Genomic DNA, 24,585 nt, shown 5'->3' on the forward strand with positions numbered 1-24,585 from the left:
GCCTGCTCGCGAGACGGCCGGGAAAGCTCGGGGCCCGGGTGCGGGTGTTCCGCACGAAGACGGTCGCGGCGCTGAGGGCCGAGCAGATCCTGGTGGATGTCCCGCGTGACCACGGGTCGCGGGGCAGGTTCCTGATCGGTAACAAAGTCTCCACATCAGGTTTAGGTTTGCGACCCGTCGCCCGCGCGTCGCGTTGACCCTGTCCCCCCGCCGACCTACCGTCGTATCGACGAGCTGACGGCTCGCGCGTGGCAGGAGACTGGAGGCAGGCGTGGTCGAGGAAGGTCCCGTCACCGGAGAGCAGGGCGAGCTGTTTCCGGACCAGTCCGGGCCCGACGAGCTCGTCGGCTACCGCGGACCCGCGGCTTGTCAGATCGCCGGCATCACCTACCGCCAGCTGGACTACTGGGCGCGGACCGGGCTGGTGGCCCCGACGATACGGAGCGCGCACGGTTCCGGCTCGGCCCGGCTGTACTCGTTCAAGGACATCCTGGTCCTGAAGGTGGTCAAGCGCCTGCTGGACACCGGGGTGTCACTGCAGAACATCCGGGTCGCCGTGGAGCACCTGCGCCGCCGAGGGGTCCGTGACCTGGCCAGGATCACGCTGTTCTCGGACGGCACCACGGTCTACGAGTGCACGTCGCCGGAGGAGATCGTCGATCTGCTGCAGGGCGGCCAGGGCGTCTTCGGCATCGCCGTGTCCGGCGCCATGCAGGAGATCAACGGGACGATCCACGAGTTCCCCGCCGAGCGTGCCGACGGTGGCGTCATCGAGACCGTCGTCGACGACGAGTTGACCGCCCGCCGCAAGGCACGCAACGTCGGCTGATCCGCCGAGCGGCGTCGACACCGGCTGCGTGAGGGGCAGGGCGGGCGGGTCGTCCTCGACGACGACCCGGCTCGTGCGCGGCTCGAACGCGGGCGGAGCGCGGTTCTTCCCGGCGGCGGCGCGGTGACCGGAGGGGGTAGGCTACCGGCGTAGTCGCTGATCCCGCGCGGGAGAGACCGAGCCTGGCTCGGCGCCGAAGGAGCAACCCCTCCCCGGAACCTCTCAGGCACCCGAACCGCGAGGGTAGACGCCTCTGGAAAGTGGTCCGGGCGACCGGACCCGCCGAAGGTGCAAGTCCAGACGATCTGGATGAAGCTCTCAGGCGCACGTCGTACCGTGCACGGACAGAGGGGGAGGGCAGCAAGACGCATGCCCACCCCACGCTCCGGAGGCGCGCAGATGACCCAGGACCGGATCCCACTCGCCGCCCTCGAGGACGGCACCCAGTTCGCTGACCGGCACATCGGGCCCCGGCCCGCCGAGTTGGCGCGGATGCTCGACGTCATCGGCGTCGGGTCGCTGGAGGAGCTGGTGGAGCGGGCCGTGCCCGACTCCATCCGGGAGGGGAACCCCGACCTCGGGCTGCCCGCGCCGGCCTCCGAGGCCCAGGCGCTGGCCGAGCTGCGTGGGCTCGCGGCGAAGAACACGCCGTTGACCTCGATGATCGGGCTCGGCTACTACGGCACCGTCACGCCGCCGGTCATCCTCCGCAACGTGCTGGAGTCGCCGGCCTGGTACACCGCGTACACGCCCTACCAGCCCGAGATCTCCCAGGGCAGGCTCGAAGCGCTGCTGAACTTCCAGACGATGGTGGCCGACCTCACCGGGCTGCCGCTCGCCAACGCCTCCATGCTCGACGAGTCCACGGCCGCCGCCGAGGGCATGACCCTCGTGCGCAGGGCCGGGAAGGCCAAGTCCGCCCGGTTCCTCGTCGACGCCGACACGTTCCCGCAGACCATCGCCGTGATCGAGACCAGGGCCGAGCCGCTCGGGATCGAGGTCGAGGTCGCCGACCTGGCCAACGGCCTGCCGGACGGGGAGTTCTTCGGTGTCCTGCTGTCCTACCCCGGCGCGAGCGGTGCGGTGCGCGACCACGCCGCGCTCATCGAGGCCGCGCACGAACGCGGCGCCCAGGTCGTCGTCGCCGCGGACATCCTGTCGCTGACGCTGCTGCGGGCGCCGGGGGAGATCGGGGCCGACGTGGTCGCCGGGTCGACCCAGCGGTTCGGGGTGCCGATGGGCTTCGGCGGCCCGCACGCCGGGTACCTCGCGGTGCGGCAGGGGCTGGAGCGGCAGCTGCCCGGCCGCCTGGTCGGGGTGAGCGTCGACGCCGACGGCAACCGCGCCTACCGGCTCGCGCTGCAGACCCGTGAGCAGCACATCCGCCGGGAGAAGGCCACCAGCAACATCTGCACCGCACAGGTGCTGCTCGCGATCGTCGCGTCCATGTACGCCGTCTACCACGGGCCGGAGGGCCTGCGGAACATCGCGACCCGCGCCCACCGGATGGCCGCCGTGCTCGCGGCGGGGCTGCGGCAGGGCGCGGTGACCGTGGTGCACGACCACTTCTTCGACACCGTGCTCGTCGAGGTGCCCGGCCGTGCCGACGAGGTCGTCGGCAACGCGCGCGACCGGGGCATCAACATCCGGCGCGTCTCGCCCGACCGGGTGGCCGTCGCCTGCGACGAGACCACCACGCGCGACCACGTGCGCAAGCTGTGGGCCTCCTTCGGCGTGGCCGGCGACATCGAGCAGCTCGACATCGACACCGACGACGCCTACCCGGCGACGCTCGCCCGCACGTCCGAGTACCTCACCCATCCCGTGTTCGCGACGCACCGCTCGGAAACCGCGCTGCTGCGGTACCTGCGTGCGTTGTCGGACAAGGACGTCGCGCTCGACCGGTCCATGATCCCACTGGGGTCGTGCACGATGAAGCTCAACGCGACCGCCGAGATGGAGCCGATCACCTGGCCGGAGTTCGCCGGGCTGCACCCGTTCGCGCCGGCCGCCGACGCCGCCGGGCTCCTCGACATCGTGACCGACCTCGAGGACTGGCTCGCGCGGCTCACCGGGTACGACGCGGTCAGTCTGCAGCCGAACGCGGGCAGCCAGGGCGAGTTCGCCGGTCTGCTCGCGATCCGCGCCTACCACCGCGCGAACGGGCAGGGTGCCCGCGACGTCTGCCTCATCCCGGCGAGCGCGCACGGCACCAACGCCGCCAGCGCCGCGATGGCGGGCATGCGGGTCGTCGTGGTTCGCTGTGACGCAGGCGGAAACATCGACCTCGACCACCTCAGGTCCACTGTGGACGCGCACCGGGACGACCTGGCCGCGATCATGGTCACCTACCCGTCGACGCACGGCGTGTACGAGGACACCGTGCGGACCGTGTGCGAGCTGGTGCACGACGCGGGCGGTCAGGTCTATGTGGACGGTGCGAACCTCAACGCGCTCATCGGGCTGGCGCGCTTCGGCAAGTTCGGCGCGGACGTCTCGCACCTGAACCTGCACAAGACGTTCTGCATCCCGCACGGCGGCGGCGGTCCCGGTGTCGGCCCGATCGGTGTGCGCGAGCACCTCGCGCCGTACCTGCCGAACCACCCGCTGCAGCCGGCGGCCGGCCCGGAGACCGGCGTCGGGCCGATCAGCGCGGCGCCGTGGGGCAGCGCGTCGATCCTGCCGATCTCGTGGGCGTACGTGCGGATGATGGGCGGCGCCGGGCTGCGGCGCGCGACGATGACCGCGGTGGCGGCGGCGAACTACGTCGCGAAGCGCCTGAACGAGCACTTCCCGGTGCTGTACGCGGGGATCGGCGGTTTCGTCGCGCACGAGTGCATCCTCGACCTGCGCGGCATCACCAAGGCCACCGGCATCACCGTCGACGACGTCGCGAAGCGGCTCGCCGACTACGGCCTGCACGCGCCGACGATGTCGTTCCCGGTCGCGGGCACGCTGATGGTGGAGCCGACCGAGAGCGAGGACCTCGCGGAGCTGGACCGCTTCTGCGACGCCATGATCGCCATCCGGCACGAGATCGACCGGGTCGGCCGCGGCGACTGGCCGCTGGAGGACAACCCGCTGCGCGGCGCACCGCACACGGCGGAGTCGGTCGCAGGCAAGTGGGAGCACGCGTACAGCCGCGAGGAGGCCGTGTACCCGCAGGGGGCGGCAGGACCGAAGCTGTGGCCGCCGGTGCGGCGCATCGACGGCGCGAAGGGCGACCGCAACCTGGTCTGCTCCTGCCCACCCATCGAGGCCTACTAGACGATCGATTCCGTGAAGATCATGTGAAGTGGCTTGCCCCCCGTCATCAGGGCCGATGCCGTGAATGGGCCGTTCAGGGCTCCCAGCGCCCTGAACGCGCCTTTCAGGGCATTGCCGCGCCGTCAACGCGCCTTTCACAGCACCAAACCCCGGGCCCGCGCAGCGGGCCCCGCCCGCGCCACCCCCGAGACCTGCCCGTCCGGCGAGGACAACCCACCGGACAGGCAGCACCGACTTCACGGAATTCGACTCAGCACAGCGCGGTCTCGGCCGCGTGGCGGGTGTCCGCGACGCTGCCGTCGGCGAGGCGGCCGTTGGCCACCACGAACACCGCGCGACCGTCGTCGGTGGCCGCGGTGAACGTGTCGAAGCCGGGCAGGTTGCCCGCGTGGCCCCACGCGGTTCCGCCGCAGGGCAGCGGGATCTCGCCGATCCCGAGGCCGTAGTCGTATCCCCGTGCCGGCACGGTCTCCCGCATCTCGGCGAGCAGGTGCGGGTGCAACACCTTGCCGGACAACAGGGCCCGCACGAACCGGGTCATGTCCGGGCCGGTCGAGACGAGCGCGCCCGCGGCGCCGGGCAGGCTCGGCTCCAGCTCGGTGACGTCCGTGACCGGTTGCCCCGGGAACGCGTGGTACCCGTGCGCGTGCGGCCCCCGGATCCGCTTGTCGCCGGCCGCCGGGTACGAGGTCTGCCACAGCCGCAGTGGCCGGATCAGCCGGTCGGTGATCTCCGCACCCACGTCGTTGCCGGTCACCGCCTCGACGATCATGCCGAGCACGATGTACCCGGTGTTGGAGTAGGCCCACCCGTTGCCCGGCGCGAACAGCGGCGGGTGGCTCAACCCGAGCGCGACCAGCTCCTCCGGCCGCCAGGGGTGATTGTTCGCGTCCGGGTCACCCAGCACGTCCGCGACGTAGTCGGCCATCCCGCTGGTGTGCCGCAACAGCTGCCGTACGGTGATCTTCGTGCCGTCGTAGCCGTTGCCGCGCACCAGACCCGGCAGGTACGCCTCGACGGGCGCGGACAGCGCGACCCTGCCCTCGCCGACGAGCTGCAGCACCGTCGCGGCGAGGAACATCTTGGTGTTGCTGGCGACCCGCACCCGGTCCCTCGGCCGGATCGGCCGGTCGGTGCCCAGCTCGCGGGTGCCGCTCGTGACCGACCAGCGGCCGTGCCGGTCCTGCGCGTACACCATCGCGCCGGGCGCACCGGCCGAGGTGAAGCCGTCGACGATCGCCTGGACGTCGGCGTGGTCGCCGCGTGGCTCGGCGCCGGCGGGCACGGTGGCCGCGAAGCCGAGTGCCAGCGCGAGCGAACCAGCCAGGACACGCGTGGATTTCCTTGTCAGCACGGCACAATCCCCCTTTGCGTGGACATCGTGCCGAACGCTACGGACCTGGCGGGCGCACCGACATCCGGCGAACCCCCTGAGCCGTGGTGGGGAAAGCCCTACCTTCCGGTGATCCGCTCCAGGAGCGCTTCCGCGTCGTCGCGCGTGTAGTTCGCGGCGATCTGGATCTCGCCGCCCGTGATGGCGGCCTGGATCTGCGGTGCCATGAGCACCTCGTCGTCCGCGACCATCGCGAGGCGCTCACCGGTGTGGTCGGTGGTCCAGTCGCCGAACGTCCTGCCGTCGGCCTCGTCCAGGTCGAGGTCCAGCACCCAGGTGCCGGCGTTCTGTTCGTGGACGACCTCCGCCTTGTCCAGGCTGCGGATCGTGAGGATCGGCTCGGCCAGCGTGAGCCGCTCGCCGTCCTCGGTGGTCAGCACGATCACCGCCGGGTCCGTCGACTCCGTCGCCAGCACGGGACGCAGCTCGATGGGCACGGCCAGGTCCACCGGTCCGGCGGCGGTCGGGTCACCACCGTCGGGGTCGCCACCGACCCGTGACGTGCACCCGGTCAGCAGCAGCGCGGCCAGCACCACGACGACAAGGGATCTCATCCCAGCAACTCCTCGCACAGCCCCGTCAGCCTCGCCCGCAGCGGCTGCGCCCGCTCGGTGAACCCGGCCTGTTCGCGCCGGTACCGGGCCCGCCCCGCCGCCGTCTCGATCCGCACCGGAGCGTAGCCGAGCGGGGCGAGGTCGTAGGGGCTCGCGCGCATGTCGAGGGAGCGGATGTCCAGTGCCAGCTCGAAACAGTCGGCGACCAGCTCGGACGGGACGTACGGGTCGAGCTTGTACGCCCACTTGTACAAATCCATCCCCGCGTGCAGGCAGCCGGGCTGTTCGAGCGCGATCTGGTCGGCACGCCGCGGCTGCAGGGAGTTCAGCGGGCGGGCGGCCTCGGTGAAGAACCGGAACGCGTCGAAGTGCGTGCACCGCACGGGAAGCGACTCGACGACCGCGTCGGTGCCGTCCGCGCCCAGCCGCAGCGGCCAGTTCTCGTGCCGCACGTCGGAGGCCCGGTACACCATCGCCCACTCGTGCAGCCCGAAACAGCCGAGGTGTGGCTTGCGTGCCGCGGTCGCGGTCAGCAGCGCGTGGACGAACTCGACGGCAGGCCGCCGCGAGTCGGGCAGCGGGCCCAGCACCACGCCACCTTCGGTGCGCCGGTACGCGGGCCACCGCAGGAACTCGTCGGCCTCGGCCAGTTCGACGCCGGGGCCGGGATGCCAGCGCAGCAGCTTGGCCGGGCGGTGCGAGTAGTAGGTGAACAGGAAGTCCAGCACCGGGTGCCGCTCGCCCCTGGAACGGCGTGCCCGCAGGGGTTCTGTCCACCGCCGCACCCGCGCGACGTGCGCGTCCCGGCGCGCGGGCCACTCGGCGGGTTGCAGGAGCGTGCGGTTCACGGCCTTCACGGTAGTGCTCCGAGGGTACCGGAGCGTGTCCTTTGGATCTTTGTGGAAAAGTCTGTGCCCGGTCAGCAGCCACCTCAGGGGAACGTGACGCGCTGGACCACCGACCGCCTGCGGTCCGCGGGTGTCGCCGGGCCGGGACCGGCACTTCAGGTCCCGGGGAGGCGGACCAGCTCCTGGGCGAGTCTGCTGGTCGCCTCGGTCAGCTCGGCCGGGGTCGCGGCCGCGTAGGTGAGACGCAGGTGCGGGCCGGGTGGCTCGGTCACGAAGTACGGGTGACCCGGTTCGACGACGACGTCCCGTTTGCGGGCCCGCGCGACGAGGTCGACCTCGTCGACACCGGCGGGCAGCCGCACCCACACGTGCAGGCCGCCTGAGGGCACCTGGGTCAGCTCCACGCCCGGCAGGTCGCGGCGCAGTCCCGCGACGAGTGCGTCCCGCCGTTCCCGCAGCGCCGCGCGCAGCGTGGTCAGGTGGCGCTGCCAGGCGGGGGAGCCGAACAGCTCGACCGCGATCTCCTGGAGCGGCCTGGCGATGAACAGGTCCTCGACCCGGCGGATCGCGGCGAGCCTGCCCGCCGCCGGGCCGCGGGCGACCAGCGCGCCGATCCGCAGGCTCGGCGCGACCGGTTTCGTCAGCGACGTCAGGTACACGACGTGCCCGTCCCGGTCGTCGCGCAGCAGCGGGGGCGGCACGGTCCGGTCCAGCGCGAGGTGGCGGGCCCAGTCGTCCTCGATCAGGAACGCGCCGGCCGCGCGCACCACGTCGAGCACCTCCTGCCTGCGGGCGGGGGCGAGCACGGCGCCGGTCGGGTTGGCGAAGGTCGGCTGTGCGTACAACAGCGCGGCGCCGGTGCGGGCGAACGCCTCGGCCAGCAGGTCCGGCCGCAGCCCTTCGGTGTCCGACGGCACGGGGACCGGCCGCAGGTCGGCGGCCTGCGCGGCGGCGACCGCGCCGAGGTAGGTCGGCGCCTCCAGCAGTACCGGCGCACCGGGCGGGGCCAGCGCCCGGAACGCGGTCGACAGACCGGACTGGCCGCCAGAGACCACGGTGACGTCACCGGCGTCGACGCCGATCGTGGCGGCGAACGCGGCCCGCAGCTCCGGCAGCCCGGCAGGCGGCACCCGGCCCCACACCCCCGGCCTGCGCGCGGCGCGGGCCGCCGCGGTGGCGAGGAAGCGGGTGGGCTGCAGGTCGTCGGCGAGGTAACCGGAGGACAGGACGAGCGTGCCGGGCGCCGGTACCTCGAGGATGCGCGCGAGGTGGGCGGTGTTGACGCGGGCGTCGCCGAGCGCGACGGTCTGCCAGCCGACGTCCGCCGCGGGCGTGTGCCTCGGCGCGACGAACGTGCCGCGGCCCGGTTCGGTGACCACCGTGCCCTCGGCCGCGAGCCGCGCGAGTGCCCGGCCGACGGTGACCGGGCTGACGCCGTACCTCGCGACGATGGCCCGGCTCGACGGCAGCTGGTCGCCTGGTGCGAGCGTGGCCGCGTGCTCGCGCAGCGCACGAGCCAGCCGGGCCACACTGCTATCGTTGGACATGTCACTGAAGGATAGCGCTACTCTCGACCGACGTGCCCCGGTACTCGGCGCGGGCGTGCTGTGGGGAAGCATCGGCGTGCTGGCGTTCAGCCTGACGTTCCCGGCGGCCGAGGCCGCGCTGCCCGCGTTCGGCGCCGTCACAGTCGGGCTCGGCAGGGCCGTCCCGGCGGCACTGCTCGGCGCGGTCTGCCTGCTCGTGGCACGGGTGCCCCGCCCGACCCGGGCCCAGTGGCGACGGCTCGTGCTCGTCGCCGTCGGCGTGGTCGTCGGCTTCCCGCTGTGCAGCTCGCTTGCCTTGCGGGACACCACTTCCGCGCACGGTGCCGTGCTCGTCGGGCTCCTGCCCGCCGCCACGGCGGTGCTCGCGGTGGTGCGCGGGGGAGAGCGGCCGAGGTGGCAGTTCTGGGCGGCGTGCGGGTTCGGCATGGTGACCGTGCTGACGTTCGCGGTGATCCAGGGCGCCGGTCAGCTCCGGGTCGCGGACCTGTGGCTGCTCGCGGCCGTCGGGCTGGCCGCGCTGGGCTACACCGAGGGCGGTGCGCTGGCCCGTGAGCTGGGCGGCTGGCAGGTGATCTCGTGGGCGCTACTCATCGCGCTGCCGGTGGTGGTACCGGTGACCGTGCTGGCCGCGGACCCGTGGCACGCGCCGGACGGGAACGCGTGGCTCGGCCTGGCCTACGTGAGCGCGGTGAGCATGTTCGCCGGGTTCTACGCGTGGTACCGGGGCCTCGCGCTCGGTGGCATCGCCCGCATCTCCCAGCTCCAGCTCCTGCAGCCGGTGCTGACGCTGATGTGGTCGGCGCTGCTGCTCTCCCAGCACATCAGCCCCGCGACCGCGGGCGCCGCGGTACTGGTCATCGCCGCCGTGGCGGTGACCCAGCGGGCCAGGCTCACCGCGGATCGGACAGCGCAGGCTCCCCGGTGACGAACGTGGTGGTCGCGAATCCCCCATCGAGCCCGGATGGCAGCGGACGGTGTCGCCGGGAAGGAACCCGGAGACACCGTCCCGCATCAGGTGTCCGGGTCGGTGTGGGTGCCGTCCCGCACGGTGCCCACGTACTCCTCGACCAGGTCCTCCAGCGCCACCACCCCGAGCACCGTCCGGTCCGCCGCCACCGCCTTCGCGACGTGGCTGCGGGCCCGGCGCAGCGCGGCGAGCGCCTCGTCGAGCCGCGAGTCGGCCGGGATCTCCGGCAGCCCGCGGATCCGGTGGTAGGGCACCGGTGTCGACGGGTCCTTGTCGGCCTGGTCCAGGACATCCTTGACGTGCAGGTAGCCGTTCAGCCTGCCGTCGGGCATCCGCACCGGGAACCGGGAGAAACCGGTGCGGTTGACCGCTTCCTCGATGTCGCCGACCGTCGGCGGGTGCGGCACGGTCTCGACCTCGTCGAGCGGCACCAGCACGTCGGCCACCGACCGCTCCGCCGACGACAGCGTCTGCGTGAGCCGCCGGTGCTCCGCCGGGTCGAGCAGGCCCTCCCGCCGCGAGTCCGCGATCATGTTCGCGAGCTCCTCCGGCGTGTGGGCGCTCTCGATCTCGTCCCTCGGCTCGACCTTCAGCAGCCGCAGCACGCCGTTCGCGGCCGCGTTGAGCAGCGCGATCAACGGGCGGATCAGCCGGACCCAGCCGACCAGCACCGGCGTCAGCCACACCGCGGTCTTCTCCGGCGCGGCGATCGCGATGTTCTTGGTGACCATCTCGCCGAGCACGATGTGCAGGATCGACACGAACAGCAGCGCGATCGTGAACGCCACCGCGTGCAGCACGGCGGCGGGCAGGTTCAGCGGGCCGAGCGCCAACTCGAGGTAGTGCGCCACGGTCGGTTCGCCGAGCGCGCCGAGACCGATGGTGCACAGCGTGATGCCCAGCTGCGCACCGGCCATCATCATCGACGTGTGCTCTGCGGCACGCATGACGATCCGCGCCCGGTCGACCCCCCGCTCCGCCATCGCCTCCAGCCGGTCGCGCCGCGCGCTGACCAGAGCGAACTCGGCGCCGACGAAGAACGCGTTGAGCAGCAGCAGGAAAACGGCGACCAGGATCGCGACACCGCCGGTCATGACCGCCCCCCGCGGGCTCCGAGCGGCCACGGCCTCCGCTGGTTCACTTCGCGAACTCCGTTCACCGCGCCGCCACCTCTTCCCTGTTCCCGGCCGGCTCGGTGTCGGGGATCCGCGCCACGCGCAGCTCCGCCACCCGGTGCCGGTCCATGGCCATCACGGTGATCCGCCAGCCGTCGATCCGCACCTCGTCGTTGACCTCGGGGATGCGGCCCAGCCGCGCGAGCACCAGGCCGGCGAGCGTCTCGTAGTCGCCCTCGGGCATGCGGAACCCGGTGGCGTCGGCCAGCTCGTCGTCCCGCAGCAGCCCGGACACCATCCAGCTGTCGCGGCCGAGCGGGCGGACCGGGTTGACCTCGCCCCGGTCGTGCTCGTCCCGCACGTCGCCGACGATCTCCTCGACCAGGTCCTCCAGCGTGACCAGGCCCGCGGTGCCGCCGTACTCGTCGACGACCACCGCGAGCTGCAGCCCCGACCCGCGCAGCCGGTCGAGCAGCGTGTCGCCGTCGAGGCTCTCCGGCACGGTCTGCGCGGGCAGCGCCAGCTTGCTGACCGCCGTCGTGGCCCGCTGGTCCACGGGCACGCTGAACGCCTGCTTCACGTGCACGACACCGCGAACGTCGTCCAGGTCTCCTTCGTGCACGGGGAACCGCGAGTAGCCGGTCCGCCTGGTCAGCTCGATCAGGTCGAGCACGGTCGCGTCCATCGGCAGCGACTCGACCTGCACGCGCGGGGTCATCAGCTCGTCGGCCGACCGGTCACCGAACCGCAGCGACCGGTCGAGCAGCGTCGCGGTGCCGGGGTCGATGGTGCCGTGCTCGGCGCTGGTGCGGACCAGCGAGCCCAGCTCCTGGGGCGACCGCGCGGACGCCAGCTCGTCGGCGGGCTCGATGCCGAGCCTGCGCACGAGCCAGTTGGCCGCGCCGTTGAGCAGGTCGATGAACCACCGCAGCGCGGTGGAGAACCGGATCTGCGCGCCCGCGACCGCGCGGGCGGTGGCGATTGGCCGGGCGATCGCCAGGTTCTTCGGCACCAGCTCGCCGAACAGCATCGAGATCACGTTCGCGATGATCAGCGCGACCACGAGCGAGATCGGCAGCGCCGCGCCGGCAGGCACACCGAGCACGTCGAGCAGCGGCGTTATCCAGCCCGCGATGATCGGCTCGGCGAGGTAACCCATGGTCAGGGTCGTGATCGTGATGCCGACCTGCGCGCCGGAGAGCTGGAAGGACAGCGACTGGTGCGCCTTGTGGACCTGCTTCGCGCGGGCGTCGCCGACCGTGCGCAGCTGGTGTTCCACCTGGCTGCGTTCCAGCGCGGTGAGGGAGAACTCGGCGGCGACGAAGATCGCGGTGCCGAAGGTGAGAGCGATGATGGCGAGGACGCCGAGGACTTGCAGCACTGATCCGGTCATCCGACGTCACCGCCGAGGACCGGACTCGTATGGCAGCCGGGTTCTCCCGGCTCGGTACTGTCGCTGGGGGACTGTGCGTCGGGCACGGTTTCAGGTCACTCCTATCCGCTTTCGGGATGGTGACCAGTGTAAAGGGCGGTCGCGGCTATGGCCGACGTCCGAGCAGACCTGCCAGTCGCGTCGCGGCGGGCGCGTCGGACGGTACCGGAACCGGGTCGGCGAACATGCCGGTGCCCGACCACGCGGCGACCTGCGGCTCCACGTACGCCAGCACGGCCTCGGCCAGCTCGTCCGGAATGCCCGCGTCCGCGCCCAGCGCCGTGGCCAGGTCCCAGCCGTGCACCGCGAGGTCGGTGGTCATCTGCCAGCCGTACTCGGCCGCGTCCACGTCCCCGAAGCTGAGGTGGACGGTGCGGTCGACCGCGCCTGGCTGCAGCCAGGCCGACCGCGCCACGTCACTCGCCTCGTCCCACGCCGCGAGCGGGTCGTCGCCGAGCTGGTCGCCGTCGAACCGGTCGCCGACCTCGGCCACGGTCCGCCCGGCCAGCACCTCGGGCACCCACAGCTGCTCCACCACGAGGTGGTTCACGAGGTCGCGCACGGACCACTGGGTGCACGGGGTGGGGGAGTCCCAGTCGGTGAGCCCGACCTTGTGCACGGCGTGGCCGAACACGTCCATGGCCTGCCCGTGCGCGTCGAGGAGATCCATGTCCCCAGGCTATGCGGCCCCGCCGCCCCGCCGCCTGACGGACGCCTCCACCAGGTCCAGCACCGGCTCCAGGTCGTCGGCGGGCAGTCCCATGGCGAGGTGGGAGACGAGACCTTCCAGCACCAGCTCCAGGTACGCGGTGAGGACGTCGACGTCCACGTCGTCCCGCAGGTTGCCTGCCTCGCGCTGGCGGACGAGGCGCGCGCGGGTGGCGATGGTGAGGTTGCGCGACCGCTGCGCCCAGCGGTCGCGGAACTCCGGGTCGGTGCGCAGCCGCCGCGACAGCTCGAGGCGGCTGCCCAGCCAGTCGGCGCCGTTCTTGGTCGCCAGCAGGTCACGCATGACCTGGACGAGCCCCTCCTTCGCGACCACGTCCGCCATGCGCAGCGCGTCGTCCTCGGCCAGCGCGAGGAACAGCGACTCCTTGTCGCGGAAGTGGTGGAAGATCGCGCCGCGGGACAGGCCGGTCGCCTCCTCGAGCCGCCGCACGGTCGCGCCCTCGTAGCCGTAGCGCGCGAAGCAGACGCGGGCCCCGTCGAGGATCTGGTGGCGGCGCGCGTCGAGGTGATCCTGGCTGACCCGTGGCACCAACTGATCGTGGCAGTCCATTCACCGCGATGCAATCCGTACGTACGTCTTCTGTTGGCGGGCTCCCGGGTCCTCCCACCGTCCGGATCGTCGTGCACGCCGTCGCCGTTTCGCCGTCACGTAATTGTCGGTGGGCGCGTGTAGCGTCGATTTCCGGAGGTGATTGCTGTGACAGCAGTCCAAGATCCGCAGGTCACGGGGCCGGACCGGCGCCGCCTGCGGGACCGGGTCGAGGCGGAGGCATACGTCGCCTCGGTCTGCTTCAAGCACGGCCCCCCGAAGCTGCACGGGGTCGAGCTCGAGTGGATAGTCCACCACGAGGACGATCCGCGGCGGCCACTGGACGCCACTCGTCTGGTCGCCGCGCTCGGCCCCCACGCTCCCAGGACACTGACCCCCGACAGCCCTCAGGACCCACTGCCATCCGGCTCTCCGCTCACCGTCGAACCCGGCGGTCAGGTGGAGATCTCCGCTCTACCGCAACCATCCCTCGCCGAGCTGTTCGACGCGGTCCACGCCGACCTCGCGTTTCTCACCGAACTCCTCGCGGAAGCGGGCCTGGTCCTCGGCGACAAGGCCGTCGACCCACACCGGTCCCCGGCGAGAATCCTCGACACCCCGCGCTACGCCGCGATGGAACACGTCTTCGAGGCCATCGGGCCGCACGGGATCACCATGATGTGCTGCACCGCCGGTCTACAGGTGTGCCTGGACGCCGGTGAGGCGGACACGGTCGCCGACCGGTGGGCGGCGGTGAGCGCGCTCGGCCCGGTGCTGGTCGCCGCGTTCGCGAACTCCCCGACGCTGTCCGGCAACCGGACCGGCTGGGCGTCGGCACGGATGCGCGCGGTGCTCGGCACCGACCCGGCCAGGTCGCTCCCGTCCGCGATCGTCGCGGACCCGGCCGCCGACTGGGCCCGCCGCGTGCTCGACACGCCCGTTCTGTGCGTGCGCGGGGAGGGCGCACGCTGGCACACGCCCGCCGGGCTCACGTTCGCCGACTGGGTGGCCGGCGGCCTGCCGACGCCGCCGACCACCGACGACCTCGACTACCACCTGTCGACCATCTTCCCGCCCGTGCGCCCGCACGGGTACCTCGAGGTGCGTTACCTCGACGCGCAGCCGGGCAGCGGCTGGGTCACCCCGACCGCGCTGCTCGCCGCGCTGATGTCGGACCGGCGAACGGTCGACGCCGTGCTCGACGCCTGCCTGCCGGTCGGCGACCGGTGGCTGCCGGCGGCCCGCGACGGGCTCGCCGACGCCGCACTCGCCGACGCCGCGGCGACGGTGCTGGAGCTGGGTGCCGCCGCGCTGCCCGGCATGGGCCTGCCGCCCGGCCTGACCTCGGCGATCGTCGCCGACCTCGACCGTCTCATCGTGAGGAGCAAGGGATGACCGCGGCGGACATGGGGACCGAGGAGCTGCGGGCACGCGTTGCCGTGCAGCTGCGGCGGGCGCGGGACCGCAGCGTGGCGCTGACCGACGCCGTGGACGACGACGATCTCGTTCGCCAGCACTCCAGGCTGATGTCGCCGCTGGTGTGGGACCTCGCCCACATCGGCAGCCAGGAGGAGCTGTGGCTGGTCCGTGACGTGGGTGGCCGCGAGCCGCTGCGCCCGGACATCGACGACCTGTACGACGCGTTCCAGCACCCGCGTGCCGACCGGCCCGCGCTGCCGCTGCTGTCCCCCGGGCAGGCCCGCGCGTACGTGCGGGAGGTGCGGGACAAGGCGTTCGACGTGCTCGCCTCCAGCCCGCTGGACGGGCGCAGGCTGGAGGCGGGCGGGTTCGCGTTCGGCATGATCGTCCAGCACGAGCAGCAGCACGACGAGACCATGTTGGCCACCCACCAGCTGCGGTCCGGCCCGCCGGTGCTGCACGCGCCACCACCGCCACCCGGCCGCCCGCTGCCGACCGCCGAGGTGCTGGTGCCTGCCGGTCCGTTCACCATGGGCACCTCGATCGACGCGTGGGCCCTGGACAACGAGCGACCCGCGCACGACGTGCACGTCGACGCGTTCTTCATCGACACCGCGCCGGTGACGAACGAGCAGTACCTCGCGTTCGTCGCGGCAGGCGGGTACGAGGACCAGCGGTTCTGGTCCGAGGAGGGCTGGGCGTACCGGGTGAAGGCCGACCTGACCGCGCCGCGGTTCTGGGTGCGCGACGGTGCGGGCTGGCTGCGGGACCGGTTCGGGCACACCGAATCGATCCCGCCGGACGAGCCGGTGGTGCACGTGTGCTTCCACGAGGCGCTGGCGTACGCCACGTGGGCAGGCAGGCGGCTGCCGACCGAGCCGGAGTGGGAGAAGGCGGCCCGTTTCGACCCGGCCACCGGCAGGTCCCGCCGGTTCCCGTGGGGCGACTTGGATCCCGGCCAGGAGCACGCGAACCTGGGGCAGCGGCACCTGTCGCCAGCCCCGGTCGGCGCGTACCCGGGCGGCGTGTCGCCGCTGGGGGTGCACCAGCTGATCGGGGACGTGTGGGAGTGGGTCGACACCGGCTTCCACGGCTACCCGGGGTTCGAGGCGTTCCCGTACCGCGAGTACTCGGAGGTGTTCTTCGGCGGGGACTACAAGATGCTGCGCGGCGGCTCGTTCGGCACCGACCCGGCCGCGTGCCGGGCGACGTTCCGCAACTGGGACCACCCCATCCGGCGGCAGATCTTCGCGGGGTTCCGGTGTGCGCGGGACGCGACCCGTGAGGAGCTGGCCTGACCCGTGTGCAGGCACCTTGCCTATGTCGGCGAGCCCGTGCGGCTCGCCGACCTGCTGCTGACGCCGCCGCACTCGTTGCTGGCGCAGTCGTGGTCGCCCCGTGACATGCGGGGCGGCGGCACCGTGAACGCGGACGGGTACGGGATCGGCTGGTACACGGGCGAGCCGGAACCGGTCCGGGTGCGCCGCCCCGCGGCCATGTGGACCGACGCCGCACTGCCGGGGCTGGCCGGATCGGTCATCACGGGCGGGGTGCTCGCGGCCGTCCGCTCCGCCACGATCGGCATGCCGGTCGTGGAGACCGCGTGTGCGCCCTTCGTCGGCGGCCGGTGGTTGTTCAGCCACAACGGTCTGGTGCGTGGCTGGCCGTCGGCCGTCGCGGCGCTCGCGTCGCGGTTGCCGGTGACCGACCTGCTGCTGATGGACGCGCCGACCGACTCCGCACTGCTGTGGCTGCTGGTGCGGGCGCGGCTTTCGGCCGGGGTGGCACCGGAGAAGGCGGTCGCGTCGGTGGTCACCGAGGTGGCCGAGGCGGCGCCCGGCTCACGGCTGAACCTGTTGCTGACCGACGGCTCGACCGTCGTCGGGACCGCGTGGACGCACGCGTTGTGGGTGCGTTCGCTGCCCGGCGCGGTGGTGGTCGCCTCCGAGCCGTACGACGAGGACCCGGGCTGGCACGAGGTCCCTGACGGGCACCTCGTGACCGCCACACCGTCCAATGTGGACATTATGAGACTGGGAGACCCATGACCGACCTGACCGTGCACCTGACGCGGGACGACGTCGTACGCGGCCTGCGTTCGGATGTGCTGACGGGCCTGACGGCGACACCGAAGACGTTGCCGCCCAAGTGGTTCTACGACGCGCGGGGGAGTGAGCTGTTCGAGGAGATCACCCGGCTCGAGGAGTACTACCCGACCCGTGCCGAACGGGAGGTGCTGACCGACCGGGCCGGGGAGATCGCCGGGCTGAGCAGCGCGCGGACGCTGGTGGAGCTGGGTTCCGGCTCGTCGGAGAAGACCAGACTGCTGCTGGACGCGTTGCGGGACAGAGGAACGCTGCGGGAGATCGTGGCGCTGGACGTGTCGGAGGCGGCGCTCACCTCGTCGGTGGAGTTCCTGCGCTCGGCGTACGCGCCTGCCGCCGTGCACGGCGTGGTGGGCGACTTCACCCAGCACCTGGCGTTGCTGCCGGGCGCCGCGCCCCGCATGGTGGTGTTCCTCGGCGGCACGATCGGCAACTTCGTGCCTGTCGAACGCGCGAAGTTCCTGTCCGCGCTGCGGGACAACCTGGCGCCGGGGGAGTGGCTGCTGCTCGGCACCGACCTGGCGAAGGACCGCGACACGCTGGTCCGCGCCTACGACGACGCCGACGGCGTGACGGCGGAGTTCAACCGCAACGTGCTGCACGTGCTGAACCGCGAGCTGGCCGCGGACTTCGACGTGGCGGCGTTCGAGCACGTGGCGGTGTGGAACGAGGAGGAGGAGCGGATCGAGATGCGCCTGCGGGCCACCCGCGCGATGCGGGTGCGCATCCCGGCGATGAACCTCGAGGTCGACTTCGCCGAGGGTGAGGAGATGCGCACCGAGGTCTCGTCGAAGTTCCAACCGGACCGGGTGGCGAGCGAACTCGCGGACGCCGGGTTCGCGCTGACCAAGTGGTGGACCGACAAGCTGGGCCGCTTCGGCGTCTCACTGTCACAGGCCGCCGAGTAGCCGACGTCGGCCGCACAGCACGGCGCCCGGGCAGACCCGGCGCGGCAGCAACGCGCTGCCCGCGCCGGGTTCGCCCGCACGAGGCGACCAGGTCCAGCGCGACGTGCGCGTGGTGCCTGCGCGGTCGGGAAGGGAACCGGTCGAACCAGTTGGCCGATGGCGTCGGGCCCATCGGCCGATCCGTCGACCAGCCCGGACGACGAACCTGGAGGTACCACAGCAACGACAGGGGAGGAAGAACATGAGCGTCATCGCGACCCTGGGCATCGTCGTCGGACTGGCCGTCATCGTGTTGATGGCCGTGGCCCCCGCACTGGTCGACCTGAACGAGCGCTTCCCGGCGGAGGAGCGGGACGAATCCCGTGCGGTGGACAGGCGACCGCTGGATCTCCGGTGGCCGGAGAAGGACCCTGCTCTCGGGCTTGACTGAACGCCGCGACCGGCCCGCACGTCCCCAGCTCCACCCTTTCCGTACGAGTGTCCCATTCGCTTGCCTCCCCGCCGGTTTCTGTCGGTGCCCCGGGGCATCGTGTCCCCCATGACAACCATCGACCAGGTGACCTGGCTTGACGTTCCCGTCCACGGCCCGTTCGACCTCACGGCGAGCGCCCGCTTCCTGGAGGGCTTCGCACCCGCCGCCCGCGCCGACGCGGCGTCCCGTCCCGGTGAGCTGCGGCTCGCGTTCCCGGTGGCGCCGAGCTGGCGACCGGTCGGTGTGCTGGTGCGGCAACCGTTCCCCAACGGCCCGGTACGCATAGCCGTCCGCGGCGAACCGTCCGACGTGGACAAGGCGGTGGCGGCCGCGCGCCGGATCCTGTCGCTGGACGTGGACGGCACGGGCTTCGCGGCTGTCGCCGCGCGAGATCCGGTGGTGGGCGAGTTGCTGGCGCGCTACCCGGGCCTGCGGCCGGTGGCGTTCCACTCGCCGTACGAGGCGGCGTGTTTCGCCGTCATCGCCCACCGGATCCGGATGACCCAGGCGGCGACGATCAAACGAAAGCTGGCGATCGAGCTGGGTTCGACGGTCGATGTGCACGGAGTGGAGTTGCCGTCGTTCCCGTCACCCGCGGTGCTGCGTGCCCAGCCCCGGGTGCCGATGGTGAGCGAAACGAAGAGCGACCGGCTGAAGGCGATCGCGGAGGCGGCGGAGGCGGGCCGGCTGGACGCCGAGGAGCTGAGGTCCGTACCGGTGGCGGAGGCGCTGGCGCGGCTGCGGACGTTGCCGGGCATCGGCGACTTCTCTGCGGAGCTGGTGCTGTTGCGCGGGGCCGCACACCCGGACGGCTTTCCCGAAGCGGAAACCCGGCTGCACGAGGAGATGCGGCGCGTCTATCCGGTCGGCACCAGGGCCGAGCTGCGGGAGGTCGCGGATGACTGGCGTCCTTTCCGGACGTGGGTGTCGTTGCTGCTCCGGGTACAGCGGGAGGAACGTGGTTGACACGTGAGCCGTCCTTCGGGGCAGTCGAGAGCCCGCTGGGAGGTGGCCCGGCCCGGTGGCGCTGCCCTGCGAGCCGTTCCTTGTCCCGCAACGACAAGGTGCCCGGCGACATCTCGTCGCCGGGCACCGGTCGGGAAGGTCCTAGCTGTTGACCATCTTCCGCAGTACGTACTGCATGATGCCGCCGTTGCGGTAGTAGTCGGCTTCGCCCGGGGTGTCGATGCGGACCACCGCGTCGAACTCCTTGGTGGTGCCGTCCTCTCGGGTGGCGCTCACCTTGACGGTGCGGGGGTTTCCGCCGTCGTTGAGCTTCGTGACACCTTCGACGGAGTAGGTCTCCGTGCCGTCGAGGCCGAGGGACGTGGCCGACTCGCCGGCCGGGAACTGCAGGGGCAGCACACCCATGCCGATCAGGTTCGAGCGGTGGATGCGTTCGAACGACTCCGCGATCACGGCGCGCACGCCGAGGAGGGAGGTGCCCTTCGCCGCCCAGTCGCGGGACGAGCCCGACCCGTACTCCTTGCCCGCGAGCACCACCAGCGGCACGCCCGCCTCCGCGTAGGCGACCGACGCGTCGTAGATCGTGGTCTGTTCGCCGCCTGCCAGGAAGTTGCGGGTGAAACCGCCCTGGACGTCGTCGAGGAGGAGGTTCCTCAGGCGGATGTTGGCGAAGGTGCCCCGGATCATCACCTCGTGGTTGCCCCGGCGGGAGCCGTACGAGTTGAAGTCCTTGCGCTCGACGCCGTGCTCGGTCAGGTACCTGCCCGCGGGCGAGTCCTGCTTGATGGCACCGGCCGGGGAGATGTGGTCCGTCGTCACCGAGTCGCCGAGCAGGGCGAGGACTCGGGCGCCATCGATGTCCGTCACCGGCGCCGGGGTCGGCTCCATGCCCTCGAAGTACGGGGGCTTGCGCACGTAGGTCGACTCGCTGTCCCACTCGAAGGTGTTGCCGGACGGGGTCGGGAGCGACTGCCACCGCTCGTCGCCCGCGAACACGTCCGCGTAGTCCTTCGAGAACATCTCCGAGGAGATGGCCGACGCGACCACGTCCTGGATCTCCTGCGGGCTGGGCCAGATGTCCGACAGGTACACCGGCTCACCGTCGTTGCCGGTGCCGAGGGGCTCGGTGGTGATGTCCTTGTCCATCGAACCGGCCAGCGCGTACGCGACCACCAGTGGCGGGGACGCGAGGTAGTTCATCTTGATGTCCGGGTTGATCCGGCCCTCGAAGTTGCGGTTGCCGGACAGCACCGACACGACCGCGAGGTCGGCCTCGTTGACCGCGGCGGAGATCTCGTCCTGAAGCGGGCCCGAGTTGCCGATGCACGTGGTGCAGCCGTAGCCGACCAGGTGGAAGCCCAGCTTCTCCAGGTAGGGCAGCAGGCCCGCGCGCTCGTAGTAGTCCATGACGACCTTCGAGCCCGGCGCGAGCGTGGTCTTGACCCACGGCTTGCGGGACAGGCCCTTCTCGACCGCCTTCTTCGCGAGCAGCGCGGCGCCGAGCATCACCGACGGGTTCGACGTGTTCGTGCACGACGTGATCGCGGCGATCGCGACCGCGCCGTGGTCCAGTTCGAAACCCGCGCCGTCGAGCGTGACCTTCGTCGGGCGGCTCGGGCGGCCCTGCGCACCCTCGGCGGCGGTGAAGTGCGCCGGTGTGCCGTCGCCGTTGCCGCCATCGGTGTACGTGGGGGAGTCGGACGCGGGGAAGGACTCCTTCGACGCCTCGTCCACTGTGGAGTCGTTCTCGGCGCCGGTGGTGTAGTTGCGCAGCGCGGAGCGGAACGCGGGCTTCGCGTCGGTCAGCGCGATGCGGTCCTGCGGGCGCTTGGGGCCCGCGATCGACGGCACCACCGTGGACAGGTCGAGCGACAGCGTCTCGGAGAAGGCGGGCTCGACCGACGGGTCGTGCCAGAGGCCCTGTTCCTTGGCGTACGCCTCGACCAGCGCGACCTGCTCCGCGGAGCGGCCGGTGAACTTCAGGTAGTCCACCGTCTCGCCGTCGATCGGGAAGATCGCGCAGGTGGAGCCGAACTCGGGGCTCATGTTGCCGATCGTGGCGCGGTTCGCGAGCGGCACGGCCGGCACGCCTGCGCCGTAGAACTCGACGAACTTGCCGACCACGCCGTGCTCACGCAGCATCTCGGTGATGGTCAGCACCAGGTCGGTCGCGGTGGCACCCGGGGGCAGCTCACCGTCGAGCTTGAAGCCGACCACGCGCGGGATGAGCATCGACACCGGCTGGCCGAGCATCGCGGCCTCCGCCTCGATGCCGCCGACGCCCCAGCCGAGCACGCCGAGGCCGTTGACCATCGTGGTGTGGCTGTCGGTGCCGACCAGCGTGTCCGGGTAGGCCTGCCCGCCCCTGGTCATCACCACGCGCGCGAGGTGCTCGATGTTGACCTGGTGCACGATGCCGGTGCCCGGCGGCACGACCTTGAACTCGTCGAACGCGCTCTGGCCCCAGCGCAGGAACTGGTAGCGCTCCTTGTTGCGCTCGTACTCCAGGTCGACGTTGCGCTCGAACGCGTCGGGGCGGCCGAAGATGTCCGCGATCACCGAGTGGTCGATCACCAGTTCGGCGGGTGCGAGCGGGTTGACCTTGGCCGGGTCGCCGCCCAGCGTGGTGACCGCCTCACGCATGGTCGCGAGGTCCACCACGCACGGCACGCCGGTGAAGTCCTGCATGACCACGCGGCCCGGCGTGAACTGGATCTCCGTCGACGGCTCGGCCGCCGGGTCCCAGCCCGCGAGCGCGTTGACGTGGTCGGCGGTGATGTTCACGCCGTCCTCGGTGCGCAGCAGGTTCTCGAGCAGGATCTTCAGGCTGTACGGGAGACGTTCGGAGCCCTTGACGGCATCGAGCCGGAACACCTCGTGCGAGGCATCGCCGACGGTCAGCGATTGGCGGGCGCCGAAGGTGTCCTTGCTTGCTGGTGCGGTCACGTCCAACTCCATTGGCCGGTGGTGTGTGGTTCGGGAACGACCTCTCTCACGTCAAACAGTACGCTTGTCCTGTATTCGACGCCAAGGGAGGGTCCCACCCATGCTGCACCACGTACAGATCGCCGCGCCGGTCGGCAGCGAAGATCACCTGCGCGGGTACTACACCGGGGTGCTGGGCTGGACTGAGCTGCCGAAACCGCCGCTGCTCGCGGCCAGGGGCGGCTGCTGGTTCCGGGTCCCCGGCCTCGGCGGCCCGGACGCCGAGCTGCACGTCGGCGTCGAGGAGGACTTCCGCCCGGCGAAGAAGGCCCACCCGGCCTTCGTCGTGGACGTCGACGCCATGGCGGCCGCGATCACGGCCGCGGGCCACGAGATCCGGTGGGCCGACCCGGCTGAGATCCCCGGCCGCCGCCGCTTCCACACGAGCGACCCGGTCGGCAACAGGCTCGAGTTCCTGGCGGGCTGAGCACGCGAAACGGCCCGGCACCCCCGTGGGGAGTGCCGGGCCGCCGCTGCTTGCCCGCGACAATTCCGGGAGGCGGGCTAGCCCATGGAGACGAGCGCGAGCACGTCTTCCGGCGTCAGGTCGGACAGGGCGGTCAGGCCCAGCTCGCTGTAGGTGCGCAGCGGGCTGACGTACCACTTGCCGTCGAACTCGGTGGCGACCACGCCGGTGTTCTTGAGCATGCCGGACGCGAGGTTGGCCAGCGCCTGCCGGACGTCGGCAGGCATGTCGGTGCCGCCGATCTCCTTGGCCATGTCGGCGGCGCACAGCTGCTGCGTCTCGCCCTCGGCCTCGGCGGTGTAGCAGTCGCCGTCCTTGACCACGCGGAAGGTCTGGCCCTCGGCCCTGACCTCGACCTCCTTCAGCGTGACGCGCATGCCGCCGGTCTCGGCGGCCGCCGAATCGGTCTCCAGGCTGGTGACCTCGACCGGGGCGGGCGACGGCCTGCCGGCCGCCTCGACCAGGACCGGGCCCGCGTCGTGCAGTGCGCCCATCTCGTCCGGCGGCAGCAGCTCGATGACCCGCTCGACGTCGGCGTTGATCGAGGCCTGCACCATCTCCTCGACCGCTTCTTCCGCGCTGCCCGCGCCGTTGTTCGCGATCGGCTCCGACGGCCACTCCTCGCCCGACTCCAGCAGCGCGTAGTCGGCGACCGTGTAGAAGAGGCTCGGGTACCACTTGTCGTCGACCTTGACGGTCGCGATGCGGATCGGCTCGCCGGACTCCTTGACGACCTCGGCGATGTCGACCTTCTCGTCGGTCGGCTCGGTGCTCACCATGCCGTCCGGGAACGCCGCGTCCATGAACTCCTCGGTGAGCGGCAGTTCGCTGACGTCCGAGCGGAGCGACACGGTGCCGCCGATGAGCTTGGTGATGGTCAAATGGTCGTTGACCTTCTCCGCGCCCTGCTCGTCGTACTTGAGGTTGGTCGCCTCGACCGACGCGCCGTGCAGCTTGTTCGGGTCGGCGTCCTCCTTGTAGACCTTCAGCTCCTTGAGGCGCTCGGTGGTCCGCGAGTTGAAGTCGACGAGCAGCGCGGACTCCGCGGGCGTCAGGCTCTCCAGCACGCCGAGCACGTCACCCTGGCTGAGGCTGTTGACCAGGTTGGTCGCCGCCTGCGTCGGGTTGTCCTGGCCTGCCTGGTCGCTGCCGCTGCGGTTGAGCACGAAGATCGTCGCGCCGACGCCGAGCGCGACCACGACCACCGCGGCGATCGCGCCGATGATCGGGCCCTTGCCCCGCTTCTTGGGCGGCTCGCCGCCCAGACCGCCGAAGTTCGGCTGCCCGTAGGGCTGCTGGAAGCCCTGCGGGCCGGTCTGCGGCTGCTGGAACCCCTGCGGGCCGGTCTGCGGGTAGCCACCCTGCGGGGGCTGTGGTCCGGTCTGTGGGTAACCGCCCTGCTGTGGGTAACCGCCCTGCTGCGGGTAGCCGGGCTGCTGGCCGTACCCCTGCTGCGGGTAGCCACCCGGGCCCTGCTGGTTCGGATCGTTCGGCTGCCACTGGCCGCCAGAACCTGGATAGGTCACGGTTCCCCTCCTGCGTCTTCGGTCGCGCTGCTGCGCCGGCCTGTGAAGATGCCGACGACCCCGACCAGTGCCAGTACGGACCCGATCAGCGTCGTCACGGGGCCGGTGCTCGAGATGCCGAGGCTGATGTCCTCGCCACCGCCTAGGACGGTGGCGAACCCCGCCACGGTTCCGCTGATTATCGCCACAACGGTGGAAATCGTTGCGGCCGACCTGCGGAAACCCACCGCGTACACGACAATGCAGAGCGTGATCACCGGGATCAGCAGTGTCCACGCGTCGAGCAGCAGCGCGAGCGGGTTCCCGTCGAGCACCCCGACGGTGCGGATGACCGCGATCGACTGGTAGCTGTCGCGCAGCACGGTCCCCGAGACCACCCACGGCAGGAACGTGCCGATCCCGACCGTCGTCAGGCCGGCCGCGGTGAGCGCGGCGGCGGGCGGGTGCCGCGCGGCCCCGGTTCGCGAGAGCACGCCGCCATGGTCGCAGCACTCGTGCCACCCGCGCGGGACACCCTCCGTGACAACT

At 71.7% G+C, this 24,585-nt stretch carries 21 protein-coding genes and 2 riboswitches; of the genes, 10 read left to right on the forward strand and 11 right to left on the reverse strand.

What is annotated here, in order from left to right; translation table 11 throughout:
• Window positions 1-271: 271 nt before the first annotated feature.
• Together ACFPCV_RS36230 and gcvP are read left to right on the forward strand one after the other, a co-directional pair.
• Entirely contained in the window at window positions 272-829 is a 558-nt protein-coding gene (locus tag ACFPCV_RS36230; protein WP_378061777.1) for a MerR family transcriptional regulator, read from the forward strand.
• A gap of 157 nt (window positions 830-986) precedes the next feature.
• A riboswitch (glycine riboswitch) is annotated at window positions 987-1,077 on the forward strand.
• A riboswitch (glycine riboswitch) is annotated at window positions 1,078-1,187 on the forward strand.
• 41 nt (window positions 1,188-1,228) lie between these two features.
• The gene (gene gcvP, locus ACFPCV_RS36235; protein ID WP_378061779.1) at window positions 1,229-4,096 is read left to right on the forward strand and encodes an aminomethyl-transferring glycine dehydrogenase; all 2,868 of its coding nucleotides are present in this window, start codon (window positions 1,229-1,231) and stop codon (window positions 4,094-4,096) included.
• A 250-nt stretch (window positions 4,097-4,346) separates the two neighbouring features.
• Here the strand turns inward: gcvP and ACFPCV_RS36240 are convergent, their stop codons facing one another.
• The 4 genes from ACFPCV_RS36240 to ACFPCV_RS36255 all read right to left on the reverse strand — a co-directional run bounded on the left by ACFPCV_RS36240 (window position 4,347) and on the right by ACFPCV_RS36255 (window position 8,438).
• Window positions 4,347-5,450 carry a serine hydrolase domain-containing protein gene (locus ACFPCV_RS36240; RefSeq protein WP_378061781.1) on the reverse strand — a complete coding sequence of 368 codons (1,104 nt, stop codon included), beginning with the start codon at window positions 5,448-5,450 and terminating at the stop codon, window positions 4,347-4,349.
• A 98-nt stretch (window positions 5,451-5,548) separates the two neighbouring features.
• Window positions 5,549-6,043: a SecDF P1 head subdomain-containing protein gene (locus tag ACFPCV_RS36245; protein WP_378061783.1), complete on the reverse strand. Its 495-nt coding sequence runs from the start codon at window positions 6,041-6,043 to the stop codon at window positions 5,549-5,551.
• On the reverse strand, window positions 6,040-6,891 hold the full coding sequence (locus tag ACFPCV_RS36250) for a 3-methyladenine DNA glycosylase (protein ID WP_378061785.1): 852 nt from the start codon (window positions 6,889-6,891) through the stop codon (window positions 6,040-6,042). The genes ACFPCV_RS36245 and ACFPCV_RS36250 overlap by 4 nt, the downstream gene beginning before the upstream one ends.
• 155 nt (window positions 6,892-7,046) lie before the next feature.
• Window positions 7,047-8,438 carry an aminotransferase-like domain-containing protein gene (locus ACFPCV_RS36255; RefSeq protein ID WP_378061787.1) on the reverse strand — a complete coding sequence of 464 codons (1,392 nt, stop codon included), beginning with the start codon at window positions 8,436-8,438 and terminating at the stop codon, window positions 7,047-7,049.
• On the opposite strand from ACFPCV_RS36255, the gene ACFPCV_RS36260 reads away from it, so the two are divergent.
• Window positions 8,437-9,363, forward strand: coding sequence for a DMT family transporter (locus tag ACFPCV_RS36260; protein ID WP_378061789.1), 927 nt, complete (start codon window positions 8,437-8,439; stop codon window positions 9,361-9,363). The two genes, ACFPCV_RS36255 and ACFPCV_RS36260, sit on opposite strands and share 2 nt — an antisense overlap.
• Window positions 9,364-9,449: 86 nt before the next feature.
• Here ACFPCV_RS36260 and ACFPCV_RS36265 read toward each other — a convergent pair whose 3' ends face one another.
• The 4 genes from ACFPCV_RS36265 to ACFPCV_RS36280 form a co-directional block, all read right to left on the reverse strand.
• Window positions 9,450-10,499: a hemolysin family protein gene (locus ACFPCV_RS36265; protein ID WP_378061791.1), complete on the reverse strand. Its 1,050-nt coding sequence runs from the start codon at window positions 10,497-10,499 to the stop codon at window positions 9,450-9,452.
• A 61-nt stretch (window positions 10,500-10,560) separates the two neighbouring features.
• Window positions 10,561-11,913 carry a hemolysin family protein gene (locus ACFPCV_RS36270; RefSeq protein ID WP_378061793.1) on the reverse strand — a complete coding sequence of 451 codons (1,353 nt, stop codon included), beginning with the start codon at window positions 11,911-11,913 and terminating at the stop codon, window positions 10,561-10,563.
• A gap of 145 nt (window positions 11,914-12,058) precedes the next feature.
• Complete coding sequence (locus ACFPCV_RS36275; RefSeq protein ID WP_378061795.1) at window positions 12,059-12,622, reverse strand: TIGR03086 family metal-binding protein; 564 nt, start codon at window positions 12,620-12,622, stop codon at window positions 12,059-12,061.
• 9 nt (window positions 12,623-12,631) lie between these two features.
• Window positions 12,632-13,210 carry a TetR/AcrR family transcriptional regulator gene (locus tag ACFPCV_RS36280; protein WP_378061797.1) on the reverse strand — a complete coding sequence of 193 codons (579 nt, stop codon included), beginning with the start codon at window positions 13,208-13,210 and terminating at the stop codon, window positions 12,632-12,634.
• A gap of 168 nt (window positions 13,211-13,378) precedes the next feature.
• Here ACFPCV_RS36280 and egtA point away from each other — a divergent pair, with 168 nt between their 5' ends.
• The 6 genes from egtA (at window position 13,379) to ACFPCV_RS36310 (ending at window position 19,080) form a co-directional block, all read left to right on the forward strand.
• Window positions 13,379-14,605: an ergothioneine biosynthesis glutamate--cysteine ligase EgtA gene (gene egtA / locus ACFPCV_RS36285; protein WP_378061798.1), complete on the forward strand. Its 1,227-nt coding sequence runs from the start codon at window positions 13,379-13,381 to the stop codon at window positions 14,603-14,605.
• Window positions 14,602-15,927, forward strand: a complete 1,326-nt coding sequence (gene egtB, locus ACFPCV_RS36290) for an ergothioneine biosynthesis protein EgtB (protein WP_378061800.1) — start codon at window positions 14,602-14,604, stop codon at window positions 15,925-15,927. The genes egtA and egtB overlap by 4 nt, the downstream gene beginning before the upstream one ends.
• A gap of 3 nt (window positions 15,928-15,930) precedes the next feature.
• Window positions 15,931-16,677, forward strand: a complete 747-nt coding sequence (gene egtC / locus ACFPCV_RS36295) for an ergothioneine biosynthesis protein EgtC (RefSeq protein ID WP_378061802.1) — start codon at window positions 15,931-15,933, stop codon at window positions 16,675-16,677.
• Window positions 16,674-17,642, forward strand: a complete 969-nt coding sequence (egtD, locus tag ACFPCV_RS36300) for an L-histidine N(alpha)-methyltransferase (RefSeq protein ID WP_378061804.1) — start codon at window positions 16,674-16,676, stop codon at window positions 17,640-17,642. Before egtC ends, egtD begins: the two co-directional genes overlap by 4 nt.
• Window positions 17,643-17,883: 241 nt before the next feature.
• Window positions 17,884-18,072, forward strand: a complete 189-nt coding sequence (locus ACFPCV_RS36305) for a hypothetical protein (protein ID WP_378061806.1) — start codon at window positions 17,884-17,886, stop codon at window positions 18,070-18,072.
• 108 nt (window positions 18,073-18,180) lie between these two features.
• Window positions 18,181-19,080 (forward strand): DNA-3-methyladenine glycosylase family protein, encoded by a 900-nt coding sequence (locus ACFPCV_RS36310; protein WP_378061807.1) that lies wholly within the window; start codon window positions 18,181-18,183, stop codon window positions 19,078-19,080.
• Window positions 19,081-19,221: 141 nt separating this feature from the next.
• Here the strand turns inward: ACFPCV_RS36310 and ACFPCV_RS36315 are convergent, their stop codons facing one another.
• Window positions 19,222-22,026: an aconitate hydratase gene (locus tag ACFPCV_RS36315; RefSeq protein ID WP_378061809.1), complete on the reverse strand. Its 2,805-nt coding sequence runs from the start codon at window positions 22,024-22,026 to the stop codon at window positions 19,222-19,224.
• A gap of 100 nt (window positions 22,027-22,126) precedes the next feature.
• Here ACFPCV_RS36315 and ACFPCV_RS36320 point away from each other — a divergent pair, with 100 nt between their 5' ends.
• Entirely contained in the window at window positions 22,127-22,492 is a 366-nt protein-coding gene (locus ACFPCV_RS36320) for a VOC family protein (protein ID WP_378061810.1), read from the forward strand.
• 77 nt (window positions 22,493-22,569) lie between these two features.
• Here the strand turns inward: ACFPCV_RS36320 and ACFPCV_RS36325 are convergent, their stop codons facing one another.
• Together ACFPCV_RS36325 and ACFPCV_RS36330 are read right to left on the reverse strand one after the other, a co-directional pair.
• Window positions 22,570-24,057, reverse strand: coding sequence for a flagellar basal body protein FliL (locus ACFPCV_RS36325; protein WP_378061812.1), 1,488 nt, complete (start codon window positions 24,055-24,057; stop codon window positions 22,570-22,572).
• The gene (locus tag ACFPCV_RS36330; protein WP_378061814.1) at window positions 24,054-24,530 is read right to left on the reverse strand and encodes a hypothetical protein; all 477 of its coding nucleotides are present in this window, start codon (window positions 24,528-24,530) and stop codon (window positions 24,054-24,056) included. The genes ACFPCV_RS36325 and ACFPCV_RS36330 overlap by 4 nt, the downstream gene beginning before the upstream one ends.
• Window positions 24,531-24,585 lie beyond the last annotated feature (55 nt).

The sequence above is a fragment of the Actinophytocola glycyrrhizae genome (assembly GCF_042653545.1).
GTDB lineage: Bacteria > Actinomycetota > Actinomycetes > Mycobacteriales > Pseudonocardiaceae > Actinophytocola > Actinophytocola glycyrrhizae.